The following is a 21742-nucleotide window of genomic DNA, read 5'->3' on the forward strand; positions in this document are numbered from 1 at the left end:
ATCCATCTGACAATAAGACACTCGTTAGGGAGAAAAAGTTGCATGTTAATTTACAAAAATGGTTTGTTTATCATTTTATAATCTAATATATCGTTATCAACCATATAGCCCAGAAATCCAGCTATACCGAGCCTCTACTGCCCAACTTATAAACAAAAAATTGAAAGACCGTTTGAATGAACAGAAAAATCATTGATATAAACAAAGACATGTAGATATAGCTAAGAACAAGTCTCATCCCCGTAAAGAAAAAACTAATAAGGAGGGCCACATTTATTCCTAACATCAAGTACGCTGAAATAACGATTAACATACCGCCTAGTCCTTTTAGATTAAAACTTTATAAATAGCCCTGTCCATAAGAGGGGACAGCATCGGTCCCATTATGATCGCAATGAAAAAGATGGGTACAAAGTTGAAAGAAAATATGCCTACAAAAGAAGAATACGCAGTATTGGAAAGCCTCTCGGATTCAGGAGTGTACATGGTCCAAGAAACATACAAGGTATACAGCACAGCTGACAACACCGCAGCTATCGCTTTTACCATAAATAACCTTTTTTGTGTAACATTCTATTCCCCCGTTTCTTAATCACTAGAAGATGAATGAAGTCATTCCTATTAAATTAAACGTGTAGTATTTAAAATTTGTTGAAAATCTAATTAGATGGGAAGTAGCTGATACCACAACTGTGTATGTAGGTTCTTTCAAAGTATGTATATTCGAAAAAGCTTTAGCGATCGCTTCCTGCATTGCATCTGCACAATCGTCATCATTTTTCAGAATGGATCTGGATATGATATATAAACTTTGCTGGCAGGCCCGTATTAATGTTACAAAAGCATTAAATACCTGATTAGGTTCACAAAAAACAACAAAACTTTAATGTTTATACAAATCAAATAGCCTGCCAAAATGGCAGGCTATTTGTCTATTTTGCTCTAGTATTCAAGTTGGCTTACTAGTTCGAAGAATAATTAATAATGATAGCTTCTTGCGTACCTTCATCGTAAGCGATCCACAACTCATCACCAACAACTACACCATATACTGGTTCAATGGTCTGATGAATGTGGTAGGTAACTCCGTCCTTTTCTGCAATAATATTGGCTATTGGACGTTCTCCCTTTGTTCCGTCAAAATGTACGGAGCGCACTTTAGCCGCGCCCTGCTTACCTCGAAGTAAACGGGATTCCTTCTGTAAATCGTCTACTTCCATGTTGACTGGAACGACTGTACCCACATTTACGGACTGGTTTACTGGCACAAATAGACTATTAGATTTACGGAATCGATCCGCCCCGCTAGTAATCATGACTTCCATAAGCATAAGCTGCTTATTATCTATAACGATCGGCATTTTCTGCACATGGATCACTTCACCTTGCAGGGAGAGTTGGTCCGATGCCTTTTCTGAGTTCTCACTACCATACCTGAAGATTCTCGCCATTCCTTGTATCAAAATAAGATTCGCTCGTTCACCCGTACGGTATTCAAATCCGAAAGGCTGCACGACCGGTATCGTATAAACGCGTCCTTGGGCCGAGAAATGAAGCTGAAGGGCTTCCCCACGATTTACTCTTCCATATCGATCAATATGGGTGAGGACCGCATCATTAATCATTTCTGGATTGGATGCCTGTGTCTTATACGTCGCATTTCTAAGATCCTCTTCTGTAAGGAAAATAGCCTTGTGTTTCTTTCGGTTGTAACTGATTACCACCGGATCACCAACTTGAGTAGGGTCCACAAAGGATATAACCTTCTTGATCTCAACCTCTTTCATTTGACCCCCATCTTCGAACACTACGGTAAATCGAACCAGAGGTCGTTCATTCACGAACGTACCCGTTTCTTCCATATGAATAATTCGTCCCTGAACTTGCTGGCCATCTCTCATTTTATTCATTTTTGATCTCGCCAACATGCGAGGAGCGATTGCGAGACTTATGAATGTGATTAGTATAATGAAGACCCAGACTGCCCAGTTAATAACAATCGGTCCGCCTTGTTTAATATAACTCCAGAAACTTTGAAGCGAAACTTTGTTTTGGACTTCAGCAAGAGCCCAGTTCTCGACCTGCTCGCCCGAAAGAATTCTCGCCTGCTGAATCTCCATATCGACATAGCCTGCCGTACTCTCTCCACCATTATCTCCACTACTATAGTAAAGGACGCTACTTCCCAAATTCTTATGGAACTCAGTCTTGTCATTTTTTAAATTCTCGTAGGGTAGCTGCTCCAGAAGAGCAGTGGCATCTTGAGATTTCCCGGATTTCTCATTGAATACATATCCAGTAACTGTTCCATTTAATTCATCTTCTGCAGTAGATCCCGCAATCAGGACTTCCTCGTCATTCAACAAGAATACTCGAGCTTGATATACCGGCTTGGGCGTAGGAACTGCACTTCCCCATCGATTCTCGTTAGCGTTAAAAAACGATGCTTCTTCAGGGTAGTTGCCATTTTCGCGTACCAACTTGGCGTTATTAAAACCAAAGATTTTAGCGAATTTAGCCCCAGCCCGATCCTGTTCGGTAAATGTATTCACTTCTTCATTCTTAAGCATAACGGATAAATCACCATTTTTGCCTAATATACCGCTGACAAATGCTGTTCGATCGTCCTTTAAAGCCACTGAAAATAAGGGTACTGCCTTGTCATTCTTAAAGCTCCCATGCACTTCATCAATCCGAACCGGCCTTGACGGAAGTACCCCCTCTTCGTTTAAATTGACTTTATCCAGCTTACCGTCCTTCACCTGGGCTAATATAAATGTATCAAATGGCGTATCCCCTGCTACAATGAGTCTGCCGCGCCAGGAATAAACATCTGATTTCCATGAGCCTGACAGCTCCATCGTTCCCTGAGCCAATTCTTCCACCTTCCCTGTTGAGTGGAAGTAATTGATTTGTAGCCCACGTGAGTCATCATAGGTTGGGATGATAGTACCATCTTGATGATAAGTTGCCGGCCCTAGCCCTCCACTGAAATCGGTTAGTATAGTCGTATCTTTAATTACGGTTTCCTTATCAGTATCAAAAAGATAAACATCATATTGCTCTCCAACTGGGTGCTTTGCCAAACCAATTAATTTCTTTCCCCCATCTAGCATATAGACATTATCAAAGGATGGTGTATATTCATCAATATAATCCTTATAGTCATTCCACATGAAAAAACTTAACAATATGACTGGAATAAAAAATATTAAATTGCCGAGAGATATCGCTCGCTTTTTTCTCATCTTGTTTCTCTCCCTTTAAATCATGAAAGTTTCTTTATGATCGTCTGAATATGTTATGTAAAAGACAGTGCCTATCCGATGGCAGATACCACATTTCCATCTGGATCCTTGATGTATGTTTTAACAACTTGTATGATTAAATCTTTATTAGAAGACAAATGAATTTGTCCTTCTTTTGGCAGTAATTTGTTGATGAGCTCGCCCACAATCGCTTCATCCAGGTTCATACGAACTTTGCCCTCTTCCATTTCAATACTAGATGTTGAAGCTGACTCCAATGTTATGCTTACTTCATTGCTTATCAAAATCAAATCTTTACCTTTAAGCAGCCGCCCTCGTAGCAGCTTTGCCACCGTTTCAGCTTGCTTCGCTCCTAGTGTGAGCACAGACGGCTTCTTGCTAAATAATCCTTTCTTACCGGGTTCCCAAGCTAATTGATCCACATATAAAAATCCTGTACTCGAGCCATCACGGTCAATTCCTTCTTGAACACTTTCCCGAATAGCGGGAACTTGCAGCATCGATTTTCGGGATAAATCAGTAATGAAACCCGGAATTTCTTCTTTTCCAGCTTCAAGCAAACCATGTGTATTCCATATTTTCATAGCTTCCAGCTCATCTTCCGTGATCCCAACCATTTGTAGAAATTCAACGCGTCCGTTAGGCGTGCCCATCATATCCAGTTCTGGATCCGGTATAAAGGCAAGAGCGGTTAGCTCTGTATCGGCTCCCAAACAGATTGGACCGTTCGCATCCAAATAATCACCTGCATTAAATATATTACCGCTGCCAAACACATATCGTGCCATGTTTTGAAGCAGGTTCAATGCCCATGCCGGTGGCTCCACTTCCTCCACACTACGAGCAACCCGAAAGGTAAGCTCAAATCCATAGCCGCTGAACTCAGGATCTTCCGATTCCTTTTCATAGAGCTCAGAGAAACCAAACGTTACAATATGCCAGTGTGGTGAAGGTGATTCCGCTTTATAAGCACTAAGACCATCTAAAGGGTCCTGTCCACCTAGAATATAAGGAATTGAGTTAATATAATGCTTCGGTTTCTGTTCCCCGTATAGCTTCGTTACTGCTTCTTCAATTGCATCCCATCCAGTCGTGTTTTCTGCTTCTCTCATTTTTCTCCTCCAACTTGTATATTTTAAAATTACGGTAGCTTTGAATTTACCAATATTTCACTCTGTCAATCTATCTAATTATACTAAATTTTAAGAATAATAAAAAAATAACCACAGATGCTAAATCAGTGTTCGCTATAAAAATGCGCCAGATTACGAAAAAACAAAGCTAAATAGTAGCAAAATAAGAACAGCCCCGATGAGATCACCAGAGCTGTTCTTTATAAAGAATTGCTTTCAATTACAGTATCATTACATTCATTACACTTCAGTTATATGCCGCTTCTGTTCTACTTTATGAATAAGCTCTTCCATTACGGAATCTAGTGAACGATCACCCAGCCAAACCTGTCCATACATTTGGAACAACTTAATGACAGGGGCGTCTTCCCAGAACCCAACGAACTCCTCATTCAGATATACTTTATCCACGACATGCTCGTTCATTTCATTAAAGCACTCTGCTAGAACTTGTTTCGACGTCGGATCATTAATCCAATCACTCAGTAAACTGAACTTATGAAGCGAAACTTCCTCTGTACCAAAATCACAACACAGACGCTCTGTAATTCGGATATCACGTGATGAACTTCCCAGTGCAATGTTGAAATAACCAGTCTCTGCTACCCAGCGATTAACTTTGGTATTGTAGTAAGCAAAGTCTCTCTCTTCCAGTTCAAATTCGATTTCTATCTTCTCACCAGGTTCAAGCTCAACCTTTGTGAATGCTTTTAATTCTTTCTCTGGACGGATCCATTTGCATTCTTCGTCGTGCACGTACAGTTGAACGACTTCTTTACCTTTAACGTTTCCTGTATTCTCAATCGAGAAAGCAACCTTAACTCCATTCCCCTCTTGAGCTACTCTCATATCTTTATAATCAAATGTTGTATAGGATAAACCATGACCAAATGGAAATTGCGGAGCAAGTTCTTTTTTATCATAGTAGCGATAACCAGTAAACAACCCCTCACGGTAAATTAGCTTACCGTTCTCTCCGCGAATACTCATATAAGCTGGATTATCCGTAAGTTTAACCGGGAAGGTCTCAGACAATTTACCCGATGGGTTCGTAAGACCGAACAAAATCTCAGCAAGCGCTCTACCCATACCTTGTCCGGACAGCCATGCATGAATCACACCAGGAACATCCTGAACCCATGGGCTCATGGCCAAAGCGGAACCGCTGCTTGTAACCACAACACATTTTGGTTGAACCGCTGCAACAGCTTGGATAAGGCGAATCTGTTGAACAGGGAGATCAATACCTTTCAGGTCACGCATCTCAGATTCCGCATATTCAGGCTGACCCACGAAAAGAATGGCAATATCGGATTTAGCCGCGATTTCTGCACTCTCTTCAATCATTTTTTCATTGATGGAGTCATCTTCCGGGTATCCTTCAGTAAAGTCTATTGCTACAGCATCACCAGCTAGCTTTTTCATCTCATCCAAAGGAATATCTACTTGTGTAGGCGTAACTTTCGCGCTTCCAGCTCCCTGGATTCTAGGATTTTTAGCAAATCGGCCAATTACAGCAATGGATTTGGTGGATTCCAGCTGAACAGGAAGTATATCGTTCTCATTTTTCAGAAGCACGATACTTTCTGCTGCTGCTTTTCTCGCAAGTGCATGATAATCTCGATTGGACTCCGGAGCTGGTTTCTCACCCGTTACACGTTCAACAAACTTCAGAATGCGGCCTACAGTAGTATTAATCTGCTCTTCTGAAATTTCACCGCTTTCAACAGCCTTGATAATAGCGTTTGTATTATAGATAGCAGGTCCAGGCATTTCAATATCCAATCCTGCTTTTAGACCACGGACACGGTCGTTTACAGCTGTCCAGTCTGACAACACAACCCCATCGTATCCCCATTCTTTACGCAGAATATCATCCAGTAAGTGTTCGTTCTCACTCGTATACGAACCATTGAGCAAGTTATAGGAGCACATTACAGTCCAAGGATCTGATTTTTTAATAATCCGCTCGAAGGCACTTAAATAAATTTCTCGCAATGTCCGTTCGTCGATTTCCGAGCTAGTCACCATTTTTTCATGCTCTTGATTGTTACCAGCAAAGTGTTTCAGTGAAGCGCCAACCCCTTTACTTTGAAGGCCATTAATAAACGAGGCGCCGAGTTCACCAGTTAGGCATGGGTCTTCAGAATAATATTCGAAGTTTCTTCCACCAAGCGGAGTCCGCTTCATATTAATTCCTGGTCCAAGCAGCAGCTTTACATCCATCTCATTGGATTCATCTCCAAGAGCTTCACCGACTTCTTGCAACAGTTCCGTATTCCAGGAAGAACCGATAGCTGATCCGGTCGGATAGCAAGTTGCTGGTATATTCTCCGATGTAATCCCCATCTCATCATCGCTCAATGTTTTACGAATACCGTTTGTTCCGTCATACATATGAACCGCAGGAATATTCAATCTTTCGATCCCCTTGGTCATCCACATATTCAATCCCGCACATAGGGAAGCTTTTTCACTCAATGTCAGTTCTTTAATCAAATTAGTAATAGATGTATTCATTCAAATCATCCTTTCAAGCAAATATTAAGCTCCTTCATTAGATTGCTGTTCTTTTTTCAGTTCCTGAGCATCATACAATTTAAAGAACGGGAACCATACAGCAAATACAATCAGCAGGACGACTGCGAGCAGAATTAATCCGTTAAATCCGGACATCAGATAAGTTGAAACTCCGATTGGTGTATACCACAACTGGAATATCTTGCTTGGAATCTGTGCAAATCCCATATCCAAAGCGAGGTACACGATAATTGGTGTAATCAGTCCATTGATCCACATTGGCACCATCAAAAGCGGATTAAAGGCAACTGGTGCACCGTAAACAACAGGTTCATTAATATTGAATAGGGATGGAACGATCGTTGCTTTACCGATGGTTTTTAGCTTTTTCGATTTAGCGAGCAGGAACCAAACGACAAGCGGTAATGTAGCCCCCATACCTCCGATACCAAGCCAGCCGGAGAAGAAAGTCTCAAATGTATTAATGTTAACTGGGTCAAGCCCTTGTGCCACCAAAGCAGCATTTTCTTCAATCGCAGGAATCCAGATGGCATACCAGATTGGCATGAGAACCCATGGGCTGACTCCGAAGGAATAGAGCACAACCCCGATAAAGTTAAACAGCACAAATCCAAACAAACTTTGACCCATCGCATTGATCGGTTCGAAAATGCTTACAATAAGTGCAAAAATATCAAAGTTCAATTGATATACCAGCAACCAGCCTGTACCCAAAATCACTGCGATTGGAATAAGGAAGTCAAACCAATCCATGATGAACTCTGGCATCGATGAACCTTTTTTAAAGAAAGAAATTTTTCCAGTAACCGTCATGATCACAGCAACAAAGACACCAACAAGTAAAGCTGTAATCATTCCGCCAGCCCCGAAGCGCTCCAGAATAAAGCTAATGCTTCCATCCTCATTGATGGTTGGGTTAAGCAGCATGATGAATAATGATAATCCGGTCATACCGGCGAGCAGTTTAATTTTGTGGCGTTCCTTTTTTTCCATTATGGTATAAGGTGTTAGGAACGCAATGAACAGTCCGAGTAAACCGAAGCTGAATGTTGTGATTGGTGTTAAATCCGGCATTCCCGGAATAAAGTCTTGTAAGATTGAGATCAAAGTAATGATGGAGCCAATAAAAATCATCGGTATGGCAACCATAATGGCTTCTTGAATAGAAGCGATCCAAATATTTTTTGTAAACGCCTCCAACCTTGGTGCAAAAGATTCTGTCATCCATTTCATAAAACGTTTCATCTATTTTCCCCTCCTGAATTTCTCTTGGGTATATCTATAGTATAGATTTTGCTGTGAACGCTTTCTTGTTCTAACTTGTTCCGGTTGGGGTCGTTTTTTGTTCACTTTGGCCCGACTTCAGCTGTTTCATTTATTTTTTCCAAAATAAACAGCAAAAAAAACCCCTCCTTAGATGGAAGGGCGTTCTTGAATATTTTATACAAATTGTTTTTCGAATGTTATCATAAGAACTCCATGCGGAGGGAGGTTAATTTCTTGGTGCCAGCTGTTATTTTGTATAGTTTCTGTCCGGATCACCGGCCCGCTTCTGCCTTGTAAATAAACAAGCTCCTCCTCCGACAAACACTCTGGTGCTCCCATACGCACCCATTCATCAAACACAGATCCATGTTCCCGGTCCAACTGATAGCTTGTATATTTAAAGGTTCCTGTAAATTGCGAGAACTTGATTCGGAATAATTTGTTCCCCTTCTCTTCAAACACATTATAGCGATTTAGTTCGGACATATCCGACCAATCACCGCTTGAAAAAAGATGATCCATATGGACGTAGTGGTACAGAAGAAGCTGAAGGCTTCCATCCCTCTTCTGCGTGCAGATATAACCTTCTCCCTGTGCAATGATGCGATCTCCCAGTTTCTGAAGGAGCTCCAGAGCGAAATAGCTCGGCTTCTTCAGTCCATCTCTGTTTATAAGACCGAATCCACCATAAAATGGAGAAGGAGGTGGTACACTTTCTTCAAATACATCTGTAAAACACCAGAACGTCAAGGATTTCATCGTTCCGATGGTATGCAAGGCATGATAAATGACAAAGGGAGCCATAAACATGGTATCATGCAGTAAATGTCGGTCATAAAGCGAAAAGTTCCATTCTGTCATATGCAGCTCCAAGTCAGGGTAACCGGCTTGCTCCATTTTCTGCTGCATTAGGTGAACACTATCTTTATAAAAAGAAGGTGGCATCATTCGGGTCAGGCTTAGACCTTCGGATTTACGATAGGGATATTCCGAATACACATGAAATGAAAAGAAATCGAGCGGAACATTGCCGCTTTTACAGTAGTCCATAAACTCCTCAGCCCATGTATCGTTCCATAGGGAACCATATCCCAAAGCCGGACCACCGACTTTAAGCTCGGGTAGCACGGACTTGATCTCACGAGCAGTTGATTCATAAAAGTTAAAGTACTCCTCTTTGGTTCCCGCCCAGCACACTCCTGACAAATCTGGTTCATTCCATACTTCAAAATACCACTGCGCAACTTCCTCTGCCCCATACCGATTCAAACAATGACGAACGAACTCCCGCACAAGTGCTTTCCATTTTGACATATCCGCTGGCGGAGAGATATGCCCTTTCCACCAAAATACCGTTTCTTTCGAACGGGCGAGCTTTGAAGGCATAAAACCAAGTTCGACAAATGGCTTCATTCCGATTTCCAGAAGAAAATCATAAAGCTCGTCGACATATGACCAGTTATAGATTGGAGTGCCGTCTTTATCCTCGCTGTACACCATCATTTCATCATTGAAAATGCCATGGAACCGAATATATTGATAGGGGATTCGGCGGGCAAGTTCTGTAAGCTGCCTGCGCCAATCCTCACGGAGTCCTTCAATGGCTCTGCCTGCTGATGTCGATCTATTCCAGTGCTTTGAATACGACTGCGATGGCATGCCTGGATTAATAATGATGTTTTCGTATTCCGACACCACAGATGCTCTAAGACTGATTGTCTCTTGTGCTGGTGTGACATTTAGGTACCGATATAGCATACTCATGGCGTGGATTGCATCCAATTCATAATAATCTCCACTTGTTGACTCTTCATAAGTAAGTGGTTTTCGGTTAGCCTTGTTCGGATCCACTGTCATAGAGGATTCACGATACGCACTAGGTGTACAGCCATACTTTTCCTTAAAATATTTATTAAATAGCTTTACGTTAGCAAAACCACAGTCCAATGCAATTTCGGTAATGCTCTTTTCACTTCCGATGAGCTCAGCTTGAGCTTTTTCCAACCGAATTAGCGTTAAATACTTCTGAAAGGGAATCCCAATTTTTCTGGTGAAAAAGTGTGAGAAATAATGCAGGCTTAAGTGCTCTTGCTCTGCCATGGTCTGCAGTGTTACCTTCTCTTTATAATGCTGGTCTATATATGTAAGAACCCGATTCAGTCTTTTAAAATCATAGTTTTTATTTCCGTCCTCAGCTTCCGGGTTCATTCCCTCTGAGAAATATCGAAGTAAATGACCACAAAGGGTCTGCATTCTACCCATGACATAGCTTCGATATCCGGGTGCTTTCTTGTTCATTTCCCATACCATCTTAGCAAGTTCTTGCTTAATGGTGTCGTACTGGATTCCAATAGGTTCTGTTGTCGTTGTCGAGTTACAGGATATAAACACGTTATCACTCAGCCATTCTGGGCTGAACTGCAGTGTTAACAGTATATTATCTTGATTGCTCCGCTCAATCTTGTGAACCGACATGCTGTTTACAACAACCACATCATCTTGATTCAGGGTAAACTGCTTCTGATCCAGATGCATGTTCACCGAACCTTCAAGTACGTAGAGAATCTCCACCTCTTTATGCCAGTGAAATGGAATATAATTAACGCTGTTAACAAACAGCTTGAATGGAATATCCGCCTCATGCTCAATAAATTCGTAAAGGTAACTCATTTGCTGTCCTCGTTTCATACGTGAAAAATAGTCGCTTATTCTTATAGCATACTTATTTACGACCAGTCCATACATAATGGTTCACTTCATATCACATATTTTCATAGCCACATTCGTTTTCAAGACACCTTCGCCCCCACAGGAAATTCCGCGTGCCGTAAGCAGAGAGTGACCCACATTAAACTCGCCCTGCAGCTTTTCATACATGCCTCCTGGCGCTCCGTGGGTTCATGTCCTCGACTCGGGACAAGAACTTGATCCGATCAAACAAAAAAAGCCGATTCCCAGCTAGGAATCGACTTCTTGAATTTATTATAGTGTGACAATAATCGGACCATTTTTAGTAAGGATAATCGTATGTTCTATCTGAGCTACACGGCTTTTTTTTGTAATAAATGTCCAGCCGTCTCCTTTTTCGAATACTTCTTCTTCAGAGGTTGAGATAAATGGTTCAAATGCGATAACCATCCCTTCCCTTAATAACTCATCATCTGTTGTGTCATTGTAATTATAAATATGGTCTGGTGCTTCATGTATAGCACGCCCAACACCATGTCCTGTAAGGTTTTTGATGACCGTTAATCCATGATGTTTTGCTGTTAAGAATACTGCTTTTCCAATCCCGCTTTTTTTAGAGCCTGGTTTTGCCTTTTTAAGACCCATTTCAAAAGCCTGTTTGGCAACATTACATATTTTGGTTAACACTTCTTCTCCTTCGCCAACTACGAATGAGATGCCTGTATCAGCGAAATAACCGTTCTTTGAACCGGAAACATCTACATTTACGATATCTCCTTCACAAATAACCCGATCTCCTGGAATTCCATGAGCCACTTCCTCATTCACACTGATACATGTATAACCTGGGAAATTATATTCACTTTTTGGAGCTGAAACGGCGCCTGCTTTCTTAAAAAGCTCTCCAGCAATTTCATCAAGCTCTTTTGTCGTTACTCCAGGAACCGTTCTTTGTACCAGTTCATCTCGAATAGATGCAACAATTTTGCCAATTTCCTTCAAACCATTAAAGTCTTCTTCTGTTTTTGCAATCATTTGGCTTATCTCACTTTCCTTTATCTTGGATTACCTATATAGATGTTTATTTTCTCAGAAAACTTATGTCATGTAAAATATGATGGGTTTTCGAGGAAATATTATATATAAATATGAAAAACTGCAACTTCGGGTACAACACCGAATCGTGCAGAAATATGAGTAGTTCCAATTCCTGTATTTACATATAAAGTTGAATCTGTATCCGATTTTAATGTATACATTCCGCCGCTGTATTCTGTGGAAAGACTAGTCGAAGTAACTGCCATTTCATTGACCACAGGCAGGAATGGGATATTAAACTGACCCCCGTGACTATGCCCACTTAATATGATGTCATAATCATAATTCAAATAATTTATTGCAGCATCCGGTTCATGTGTCAGCAGGATATCATAATCAGAGTCATACATTTTTGTAGAATCCGGCATGAACGGATTTCCAAGCAAAGAGTCATCTAGTCCTGTAAATAATATTTTCTTGCCATTATCAAGGGTTACATACAGGTTCTTATTTTTTAGAAGTGTAAAGCCTGACTGTTCCATAATGGTTGCATATTGTCTTACAGCCCCGCCACCGTAGTCACGATTTCCCCATATGGATATTTTATTGTACTTCGCTTCAATTTTCTGTAACTCCTTAATTATATTGTTATCATCGTTGTATTTCGCATAATTATCATACAAATCTCCTGTGAATAGTACAATATCAGGCTTTTGTGCGTTAATTGTCTCTACTACATTAGCCAGGTTTTCATAGGTGAAATCCTGCTTGATGTGCAAATCAGAGATCTGTACGATAGTTATTTCGTTTGTATCTACTCGGGTTTCATTCAGTGTGTATTCCTTAATTTGAAGTTTATAAGGTTCGATTTGAAACGCATAGAATATACAACCACAGGTTAATAGAATCAACACAACAAAACTGATACTTAAATATTTTAGTAACTTCACGATCTTATTCCACTCCTTTTATATCGTTCTGGAACAGTATAAAAGGAACTTGTGACAACCAAGTTACAAGATGATTGGTGTTAACAAAAACACCTTCAAGAATAGCATCACGATAAAGATACATTCTCCTGAAGGTATTTAAGTTTATCAGATTAGGGGCTCATTCTTTTGAAATAAATATTAAAATGGATCGTTTGCCCCTCTGTTTCTACTTCATATCGGAATCCGTGTCGTTCCAGAACGGTTTTGACTATCGCAAGCCCGAGGCCGGTACCTGATATAGCTTTATACCGTGACCGTTCCTCTACATAAAAAGGCTCCCACAGCTGAGATGGATCAGCAATTTCTCCTGAAAAACGATTGCTTATAGTAAGTACAATTTCCCCATACTCCTCACGGAAATGTACGTCAATTTGTTCACCTACCGCATATTTGACCGCATTACCTATCAGGTTATCAAAAACCATTCTAATCTTACCCGGATCTGCTTCGATCACTGGATTACCTAGTAATTCATCGTGGATCAAGAACTTTAATTCCCTCGATTTCAGTTCGATATGAAATTTTTCGGCGCATTTATGAAACATACTTTTAAAGTCAACCGAATGAAGCTTTAACTCATCCCGTTCGATTTTCGAAAAATCCAAAAATTCGTCAATGATTTTAGCCATGTTTTCATTCTGCCGCAAAATTGTTGTCGCATAACTGCCGTCATCAAGCCCATCTTGAATCCCTTCGGCATAAGCCTGAATTAGAGAAATCGGCGTTTTCAGCTCGTGCGACATATCCGACATAAACTGCTTTAAATTCGCATTTCTTCTAGATAAATCAGTATGTGCGGCACATAGCTTGTCACTCATCGTGTTGATACTTTCCGCCAGCTCTTCGATTTCATCATGGGTATGGACTATAGCTTTTCGGAATCGCAGTTCGGATATGTCCTTCGCCACCTGCTCTAGTTCTTTCAGTGGTTTGGTCATTCGATATGACAAGATCCATACAATTAACACGATAATTAGAACCAAAAATAGCGCTAATAATAAATAGAATTCATTGATAATCTGAATTGTATCGCTTAAGTGGGCCATCGAAAGCCCTATAAGAACAATCTTATCACCCTTTGGGATAAAACTGGTGTAAAAGCTGGATTTGAGTTTATCCTGATCGTAGATTTTATTAACCCGGGTATTTGCCTTAAGCCTCAATAAAGATTCTTCCGTAATCCAAAATTTGTTCAAAGTAACTCTCTTAATCGCAAGCTGCTGCTTGAGTGAATCATTAAGCTCATCTACGGGCTTCCGTAATTTATCGTACACGATGGTCACGCTATATTCTTGTTCAAGTTTAGGAATTGCTTCGATCCAATTCTCTTCTGAATGTTCAGATACTTCATGAACAGCTTCATTGAGTTGTTCTCTTGATTTGTAAATATAATATTTTGGAATAAACAGGTTCTCCAGTGGGATGAACATGACGAAGAGGAGTAGAACGGAAACCGTTATGCTTGTAGACAACTTACGCCCTAACTTATTCATCGCTGGCATCCACACTGTAGCCAAGTCCACGATGTGTTTTAATCACATGCTCACCAACTTTCTCTCTTAGTCTACGAACATGTGTATCCACAGTCCTTATATCACCAAAATAATCGAGCCCCCATACGATATCCAGTAACTTCTGCCGAGTTAGAATCTGGCCTCTGTGGCGAACTAGAGAGTACATTAGCTCAAATTCCGTTTTAGTTAACAGCAAATCGACATCATCTTTATACACTTTACTTCCTTCCGGATCAATTCGAAGTGTTTGATAACGAAGTTCCTTTTCGATGCCCATCAGCTTTTTGACTCTCAGCACGAGAACCTTTGGGTGAAACGGCTTTCGAATATATTCATCAGCACCGATGCTAAGAGCCTGCAATTCATCCTCTTCTTCACCTTTCGCTGTCAAAATCAGCACTTTTTTATCCGATCGGGCTTTGATCTCGCGGCATACTTCAATCCCACTTTTCTTGGGCATCATCCAATCTAAAATGACAAGATCCACTTTCTCACGATAAAAAACCTCTAATGCTTCCTCACCGTTATTGGCCGTAAATACCTCGTACCTTTCCTTCATGAAATATGCTGTTAATATCCGTAACATATCCGGTTCGTCATCAGCTATTAATACACGCATAGTAATCACCCTTATCCCGTTTGATTCATTTAAGAGTTAGCCAAGGGGAATCTTATGGATACTGCTATCTCAAAGAAACGTTCTTATAGAATCGATAACAGTTTTATTATTAGCCAAAACAAGAAGAATTAGGACAATAATAATGTAAGAAACAAACAATAATCTTGGAAAACCCTTCACATTCTTTCGCTCCTTCTAATTATAATAAACATAACTGCTTATTTCTGTGACACAATCTTAAACTGGCTTCGTTACACAAGTGTGACAACCATTAAATAATCTGTTCTATAAGTTTGCCAAAACTATTCATTCATGAGATAATACGAGTTTGCCATTTAAGAATTTGATAGTGTTGGAGGCGTAAGCTTGGATCGATATCCTTTCTCGTATGATCCGACTGAACCTTTCGTCAAGCAGGTCGGCGATTGGGTTGCGGATGTATTTTATGATGTGTTGCCTGAACATGGATTTGATGTACGTGATGAACAAATATTTATGGCTTACCAATTGGAAAGAGCCTATGCCAATAAGCAAACGATTTTTGCAGAAGCAGGTGTTGGTACGGGAAAAACTCTCGTGTATCTGCTTTATGCAGTGAACTATGCAAGATATACACGTAAGCCTGCAGTGATTGCCTGTGCAGATGAGTCGCTCATTGAGCAACTTGTGAAACAAGAAGGTGACATCGCTAAGCTTGCCCGTTATTTGGATTTACAGATTGATGCGCGGCTTGGTAAATCCCCTGATCAATATCTATGTCTCAAAAAAATAGACGCTGTTCGTCTTCAAGATGAGGATGCGGCGGTTATTGAAGATGTGTATGAGAATCTTCCTGATTTTGTACACTCTCCTGGAACGATGCAATCATTTTACCCATACGGCGATCGTAAAGATTACCCCCATCTGAATGATGAACAGTGGAATAAGATCAACTGGGATTCATTTCAAGATTGTTTTGTATGTGACAAAAGACATCGATGCGGCATGACCCTGTCCCGGGATCATTATCGGAAATCTACAGATCTTATTATCTGTTCCCACGACTACTACATGGAACATGTGTGGACCTATGAGGGTAGAAAAAGAGAAGGTCAACTCCCCCTGCTCCCGGAACATAGTTCAGTTGTCTTTGACGAAGGACATCTACTCGAATCGGCCGCACAACATGCCCTCAGTTATAAGCTGAAACATAGTGCATATGAAGAGATTATCACTCGTCTTCTAGATGGAGAGATCAGGGAGTCGCTGGCAGAACGAATTGAAGATTCCATTGATCAAAGTCAGCTCGTATTTTCTCTAATCGCGGAGCAAAGTACCGCGATACCCGGATCTGATCGAAAACAAATCCTAATGGATGAGAAGCTCATACAAGAACTGAATCGCTGGAAAAGTACAATTGAAGCTATTGATGAAGAACTAGTCTTTGAAAGTGGCTTGCATACGCTTGATGAATATAAGCTGCGTATCGTTGAAGAGCATCTGGAAATGATCCAAACTGCGCTTCATCTGTTCCGTGAGCCAGATACCTACATTTGCTGGGCAGAAGAAAATGAAGACGGTGCAACAACACTAGCCATCATGCCGCAAACAGTCAAAGAAGTGCTGGAGGAGCGGGTATTTGGACTTCAGATGCCAATTGTATTCTCATCAGCAACCATGTCGGTAGATGGTTCATTTGATTACGTAGCAGGAAGTCTCGGAATCAGCGACTTTTTATCTTTTTCCGTAGACTCTCCTTATGATTATGAGCAACAGATGAAGCTAATAGCACCGAGTGAACTTCTGCAAGATGGAGAGATTCAGCGTGACGTTGCTGCCTCGAAGAAGCTAGCACTGGCAGCCAAGCTGATCGAACGTACCGAAGGAAGAGCTCTATTGTTATTTAGAACCATGAATGAGCTCCGCGAGTTTAAGCAAGCAGCTTCGCACCATCCATCTTTCGCATCTTATACGATGCTGTATGAAGGTGACCGTGAGATTAGCAATCTAATAGCAGAATTCCAAAATACTGAGGAAAGTGTTCTTTGTGCGGCAAGCCTATGGGAGGGTCTGGATGTACCAGGACCTTCATTGTCCAACGTTATGATATGGTCACTGCCTTATCCGCCCGAAGATCCTGTATTTATAGCTAAACGGGAAGCTGCAAATTCACCGTATGAAGAAGTAGATCTTCCATATATGCTCCTTCGCTTACGACAAGGATTAGGAAGACTCATTCGCTCATCGACGGATCAAGGGATTGCAGCCATCTTGGATGCGGAAATTTTGCTCAATCAGCATGTCAGAGGTAGTGTGGAAGCAGTATTACCACCTGGAGCTACACTTGAAGTTGAATCGTTGCTATCCGTTGAGTAGATAACTATAGCTAACCTTATTGTAAAAAGCCTTACAAGATAGCATCTTGTAAGGCTTTTTTGCATATTTTCATATAACTCTATTTTTACTTCATAATGCTTATTAATAAATTTTAATCATAGTAAATAATTCCTGTATTTGATAGAATGGATGTAGTTCTTAGGACATGGAGGTTGAAAAAGTTGCTTAAAGAGATTAATGCAGCTATACAGAAGAAACAGGTTATGATCGTACACTTAAATAATGGAGAAATATTAGAAGGGATACCCCATTCTTGTACAGATCGTTTAAAAATGTGGAGTGTCTACGGTGCTGTATGGGTACCTTTAGAAGAGATTAAGCATGTCTGCAGATTAATACAGTTTGAACCTAAAAGAGATTGTGCCACCGTCTAGTTAATATTTTTTCTTATGACACTATAATGTAGTCTCATTGAACCACTCGTTTCATATAGCTTAAAGAAGAAACAGGTCTCAGAAAATCATTTCATTTCATCATTTAGGATAAGGAATGAAAGTCTTATTTTGTTCAAACGGTTTAGTGCACTTACCGCTCTCTTTTACGAATGTGCTTTATAACATATTTAGCATCCTGACCGACCCCACGGATGGTAGCTGAAGCAAAGGAGCGCTGACCGGATAAGCCTACAAAATGTAGACCGGATACAACAGTACTTATTCCACTGCATTGTTGTGGGTCCCCATTAACATCAAGCCCTCCTAAATCTTTAATGAAATCCAAATTGGAACGAAATCCCGTTGCAAAGATAACACTATCCACCTTCTCTTTAGATCCATCGGCCCAAATAACTCCACTTTCATAAAACGATGTAAACATGTTTTTTTGCTTGGGGTTACCTTCCTTCAACCTTTGCTTATATCCATCCAGATCCATTACGCTAGAGGTGTTTACCAATGACTTTCCTATCCTCCACTTTGAATCGATGCCGGTGAGGATAAACCAGAAATGTATGTCTTTACCTAGAATACGCTGTGGCATAAGTGAAATCGGCTTACGTACAGCTAACGTTGTATTTGTTATATTTGCTAATTCCATGGCGATTTGCACAGCTGAGTTCCCTCTCCCAACGACAATAACAGTTTGATCTTTAAAGGGATCGTGTGTCTTATAAAATGCGGAATGTATGATATTACCTTTGAAAAATCCCTGCCCTTTTATGGTTGGTGTATATGGCTTGTTAAATGAACCCGTAGCACAAATCACATTACGTGCATTGTATATTTCTCCAGTAGTAGTGCGAACTTGAAAGACATCTGATTCTTTAGAGACTTGCTCAACACGTTGATGAAAGGTAATCGGCAACTGAAAATGAGACGCGTAATTTTTCAAATACTGAACGACTCCATCGCGATCAGGATAACAATCACTTGAAGATGTTATAGATAATCCAGGCAAGGATGAATATTTAGCCGGTGAAAATAACTTTAAACTATCATAGTAATTAGGCCACGAACCTGCAGCTTCTCCACTCGCTTCCAATATTAAAAATGATAAACCACTTTTCTTTAAATGGTACCCTGTTGCTAATCCGGATTGTCCGCCACCAATGACGATGACATCTAAAACTTGATTCATTGTTCTTCTCTCCTCGCACTTTAAGTATGCTTTTAAATAATAAATACAATGCCGTCTTTATTAACGCTTAAAGTTGTAATTTGCAAGTAATTAATCGTAGAACCAATCCATCAGTCAAATTCAATATGTATTAAAAAAACGAACTATATTCATACTTTCACTAGTATGACCTTAAATCAGTTATACCTTATATAGTTGCAACTTACAAGTTATTATGTAAAATCATCTATATAAATAGCCACCTGTAGTCAAGTGGCTATCACAACTATGCTCCAAATATCTTTTCAGGGGATTCCCTTTGAGCTGGGTTTATTTCATATCATTTCTATTCTAAATTAAAGGAAGCCGAGAAAGCTCCCGGCTCCAGAATCGTGTTTACTCGCCAGTTACAGCAAATTTTCGAATACGTTCACCGATTTGATCACGAACGCGCTTAAATACAGTCCACTTTTCTTCGTCTGTTCCTTGAGCTTTTGCTGGATCATCAAATCCCCAGTGCTCACGGCGAACATGTGGAGGCGTCATCGGACAACGATCGGCAGCATCACCACATAAGGTGACCACCAAGTCGGATTGATTTAAAACTTTAGGATCAATGATATCGGAAGTTTGATTCGAAATATCAATTCCTACCTCATTCATTGCTCTAACTGCATTCGGGTTTAGACCATGAGCTTCAATACCTGCACTGAAGACATTCCAATCATCACCCAGATGTTTTTTGGCCCATCCCTCAGCCATTTGACTACGGCATGAATTGCCTGTGCATAAGAAGTAAAGTGTCTTTTTTTTCATCATTGTTTCTCTCCCTTATCGCATGAATTAAAGTATGGTTAACCAAATATATAATCCTAATAGGGTTATAAATAATGTCGGTATAGTCAATATGATCCCTGTTTTGAAGTACGTTCCCCAGCTTATCTTTACACCTTTAGTGGAAAGGACATGTAGCCATAATAGAGTTGCCAGTGAGCCTATCGGTGTGATTTTGGGACCTAAATCAGATCCTATAACATTCGCGTATATTAACGCTTCTCTAATGGCGGCTGAAGTGTTTGTCGCATCTATTGCTAACGCATCAATCATTACAGTTGGCATATTGTTCATAATCGATGAGATAATCGCAGCGATAAATCCCATACCCATGGTTGCAGCAAACAGACCTTGATCAGCAATACTCTGGATGACACTTGCGAGAAGATCCGTGAGACCGGCATTACGCAAGCCATAGACTACGACATACATGCCTATCGAGAAAAATACGATTGCCCATGGAGCACCTTTAAGTACTTCTTTTGTTTGTACAGCCGGACTTCTTCTAGCCATCAGCAGGAATGAAATCGCGATAACTCCAGCAACAATGGAAACCGGAATGCCGACAAATTCGCATACAAAATAACCGATAAGCAGAACACCTAACACGATCCATGCTAAACGAAACATTTTAGGATCTTGAATCGCTGTTGATGGTTGCTTGAGCTGTGTCCCATCAAACTTCCGCGGGATACTCTTACGGAAAAATAAGTAGAGCACAAGGATACTGGCTCCCAAAGCGAACAAATTCGGAACAATCATACGAGTAGCATATTCGATAAAGGTTATCCCAAAGAAATCAGCCGATACGATATTCACCAGGTTACTGACAACAAGTGGTAGAGAAGTTGTATCCGCTATAAAACCACTCGCGATGATAAACGGGAACACCTTTTTTTCGTCAAAATTAAGTGCACGAACCATCGCCAGTACAATAGGTGTTAGGATTAGGGCAGCACCATCATTTGCGAAAAAAGCAGCTACGACAGCTCCAAGTATCGATACATACACAAACATCCGAATACCGTTTCCTTGAGCAGCTTTAGCCATATGTAAAGCGGCCCACTCGAATAAACCGATTTTATCCAAGATCAATGAAATGATAATAATCGCGACAAAGGCTAGCGTAGCATTCCATACAATCTGGGTGACATCCCACACATCTTGAAAATTAACGACTCCAACGAGAAGTGCTATTACAGCACCGCCGCAAGCTGACCATCCAATGGATAGATTTTTAGGCTGCCAAATAACAAAAACTAAAGTAACAAGAAAAATAATGCTTGCCAAGACAACAGAAACCAATGTACAAATCCTCCAATTATATCTTGAACTAGAATATAGTTATGTTTTCTTCTCTACTAAATTAATATATAACTATATTCTTATATATATATAACAGAATAATATTTAGCATCCATCAATCTCATGCTAAATATTCCTGATTACGGGTTAATCACAAGCACAGTTAATTTCCTTATTTAACGATGTCAGTATTTCCTGAGAACTTGGTATCTCATTCAACACGGCTTGGATATATGGCTTATCCGCGACATTCAATGAATAATAAACCCATTGACCTCGCCTTGCTTCATTTACAATTCCTTGAGACTTAAGCTTTCTTAAGTGCTGGCTTATTGCAGGCTGTGACATGTCAAAAATATCAACAAACTCGCAAACACACCATTCTCTTTCTTTTAGGAGCGTCAACATGGTAAGCCTTGTTTTATCTCCAAGCAATTTGAGCTTCTCGGCAATTTCATTCATCTGCTCCAATAAGTTTCATCCCTTTCTTGAAAAATTAAAGTCACGATATCATAAGCATATAATTTAATGCTTATATATTAAACGATAGTATTACTGAATTCAAGCTATAATTGCATAATGCAAATAAAAATTGTATAACTAAGAAATGAGG

The 21742-nt window shown here is 40.3% G+C and carries 15 protein-coding genes; 1 reads left to right on the forward strand and 14 read right to left on the reverse strand.

The genetic code is table 11. The annotated features are described in order from the left end of the window. Positions 1 to 962: 962 nt before the first annotated feature. The 10 genes from AC3WJJ_RS02140 to AC3WJJ_RS02185 form a co-directional block, all read right to left on the reverse strand. Positions 963 to 3248: a hypothetical protein gene (locus AC3WJJ_RS02140; protein WP_492537587.1), complete on the reverse strand. Its 2286-nt coding sequence runs from the start codon at positions 3246 to 3248 to the stop codon at positions 963 to 965. A gap of 71 nt (positions 3249 to 3319) precedes the next feature. After that, positions 3320 to 4381: a suppressor of fused domain protein gene (locus AC3WJJ_RS02145; protein ID WP_492537589.1), complete on the reverse strand. Its 1062-nt coding sequence runs from the start codon at positions 4379 to 4381 to the stop codon at positions 3320 to 3322. Positions 4382 to 4642: 261 nt separating this feature from the next. Further along, positions 4643 to 6922: a beta-glucosidase family protein gene (locus AC3WJJ_RS02150; RefSeq protein ID WP_492537591.1), complete on the reverse strand. Its 2280-nt coding sequence runs from the start codon at positions 6920 to 6922 to the stop codon at positions 4643 to 4645. Positions 6923 to 6946: 24 nt separating this feature from the next. Beyond that, entirely contained in the window at positions 6947 to 8188 is a 1242-nt protein-coding gene (locus AC3WJJ_RS02155; protein WP_492537593.1) for a PTS sugar transporter subunit IIC, read from the reverse strand. A gap of 195 nt (positions 8189 to 8383) precedes the next feature. Beyond that, a complete protein-coding gene (locus tag AC3WJJ_RS02160; RefSeq protein ID WP_492537595.1) occupies positions 8384 to 10897 on the reverse strand; it encodes a GH39 family glycosyl hydrolase in 2514 nt (837 codons plus the stop codon). Between the two features lie 63 nt (positions 10898 to 10960). Further along, positions 10961 to 11086 (reverse strand): hypothetical protein, encoded by a 126-nt coding sequence (locus tag AC3WJJ_RS02165; protein WP_492537597.1) that lies wholly within the window; start codon positions 11084 to 11086, stop codon positions 10961 to 10963. A gap of 105 nt (positions 11087 to 11191) precedes the next feature. Then, entirely contained in the window at positions 11192 to 11932 is a 741-nt protein-coding gene (map, locus tag AC3WJJ_RS02170; RefSeq protein ID WP_492537598.1) for a type I methionyl aminopeptidase, read from the reverse strand. Between the two features lie 101 nt (positions 11933 to 12033). Continuing rightward, positions 12034 to 12885 (reverse strand): metallophosphoesterase, encoded by an 852-nt coding sequence (locus tag AC3WJJ_RS02175; RefSeq protein ID WP_492537601.1) that lies wholly within the window; start codon positions 12883 to 12885, stop codon positions 12034 to 12036. Positions 12886 to 13037: 152 nt separating this feature from the next. Continuing rightward, a complete protein-coding gene (locus tag AC3WJJ_RS02180) occupies positions 13038 to 14435 on the reverse strand; it encodes a sensor histidine kinase (protein ID WP_492539550.1) in 1398 nt (465 codons plus the stop codon). Further along, positions 14413 to 15060 (reverse strand): response regulator transcription factor, encoded by a 648-nt coding sequence (locus AC3WJJ_RS02185; RefSeq protein ID WP_492537602.1) that lies wholly within the window; start codon positions 15058 to 15060, stop codon positions 14413 to 14415. Before AC3WJJ_RS02185 ends, AC3WJJ_RS02180 begins: the two co-directional genes overlap by 23 nt. Before the next feature lie 366 nt (positions 15061 to 15426). Here AC3WJJ_RS02185 and AC3WJJ_RS02190 point away from each other — a divergent pair, with 366 nt between their 5' ends. Further along, entirely contained in the window at positions 15427 to 17415 is a 1989-nt protein-coding gene (locus tag AC3WJJ_RS02190; protein WP_492537604.1) for an ATP-dependent DNA helicase, read from the forward strand. A 546-nt stretch (positions 17416 to 17961) separates the two neighbouring features. Here AC3WJJ_RS02190 and AC3WJJ_RS02195 read toward each other — a convergent pair. The 4 genes from AC3WJJ_RS02195 to AC3WJJ_RS02210 form a co-directional block, all read right to left on the reverse strand. Next, the gene (locus AC3WJJ_RS02195) at positions 17962 to 19011 is read right to left on the reverse strand and encodes a flavin-containing monooxygenase (protein ID WP_492537606.1); all 1050 of its coding nucleotides are present in this window, start codon (positions 19009 to 19011) and stop codon (positions 17962 to 17964) included. Positions 19012 to 19386: 375 nt separating this feature from the next. After that, positions 19387 to 19806: an arsenate reductase (thioredoxin) gene (gene arsC, locus AC3WJJ_RS02200; RefSeq protein WP_492537608.1), complete on the reverse strand. Its 420-nt coding sequence runs from the start codon at positions 19804 to 19806 to the stop codon at positions 19387 to 19389. A gap of 27 nt (positions 19807 to 19833) precedes the next feature. Next, the gene (locus AC3WJJ_RS02205; protein ID WP_492537610.1) at positions 19834 to 21129 is read right to left on the reverse strand and encodes an arsenic transporter; all 1296 of its coding nucleotides are present in this window, start codon (positions 21127 to 21129) and stop codon (positions 19834 to 19836) included. A 147-nt stretch (positions 21130 to 21276) separates the two neighbouring features. After that, positions 21277 to 21591, reverse strand: coding sequence for an ArsR/SmtB family transcription factor (locus AC3WJJ_RS02210; protein ID WP_492537612.1), 315 nt, complete (start codon positions 21589 to 21591; stop codon positions 21277 to 21279). Positions 21592 to 21742 lie beyond the last annotated feature (151 nt).

The sequence above is a fragment of the Paenibacillus sp. FW507-14B1B genome (assembly GCF_058781425.1).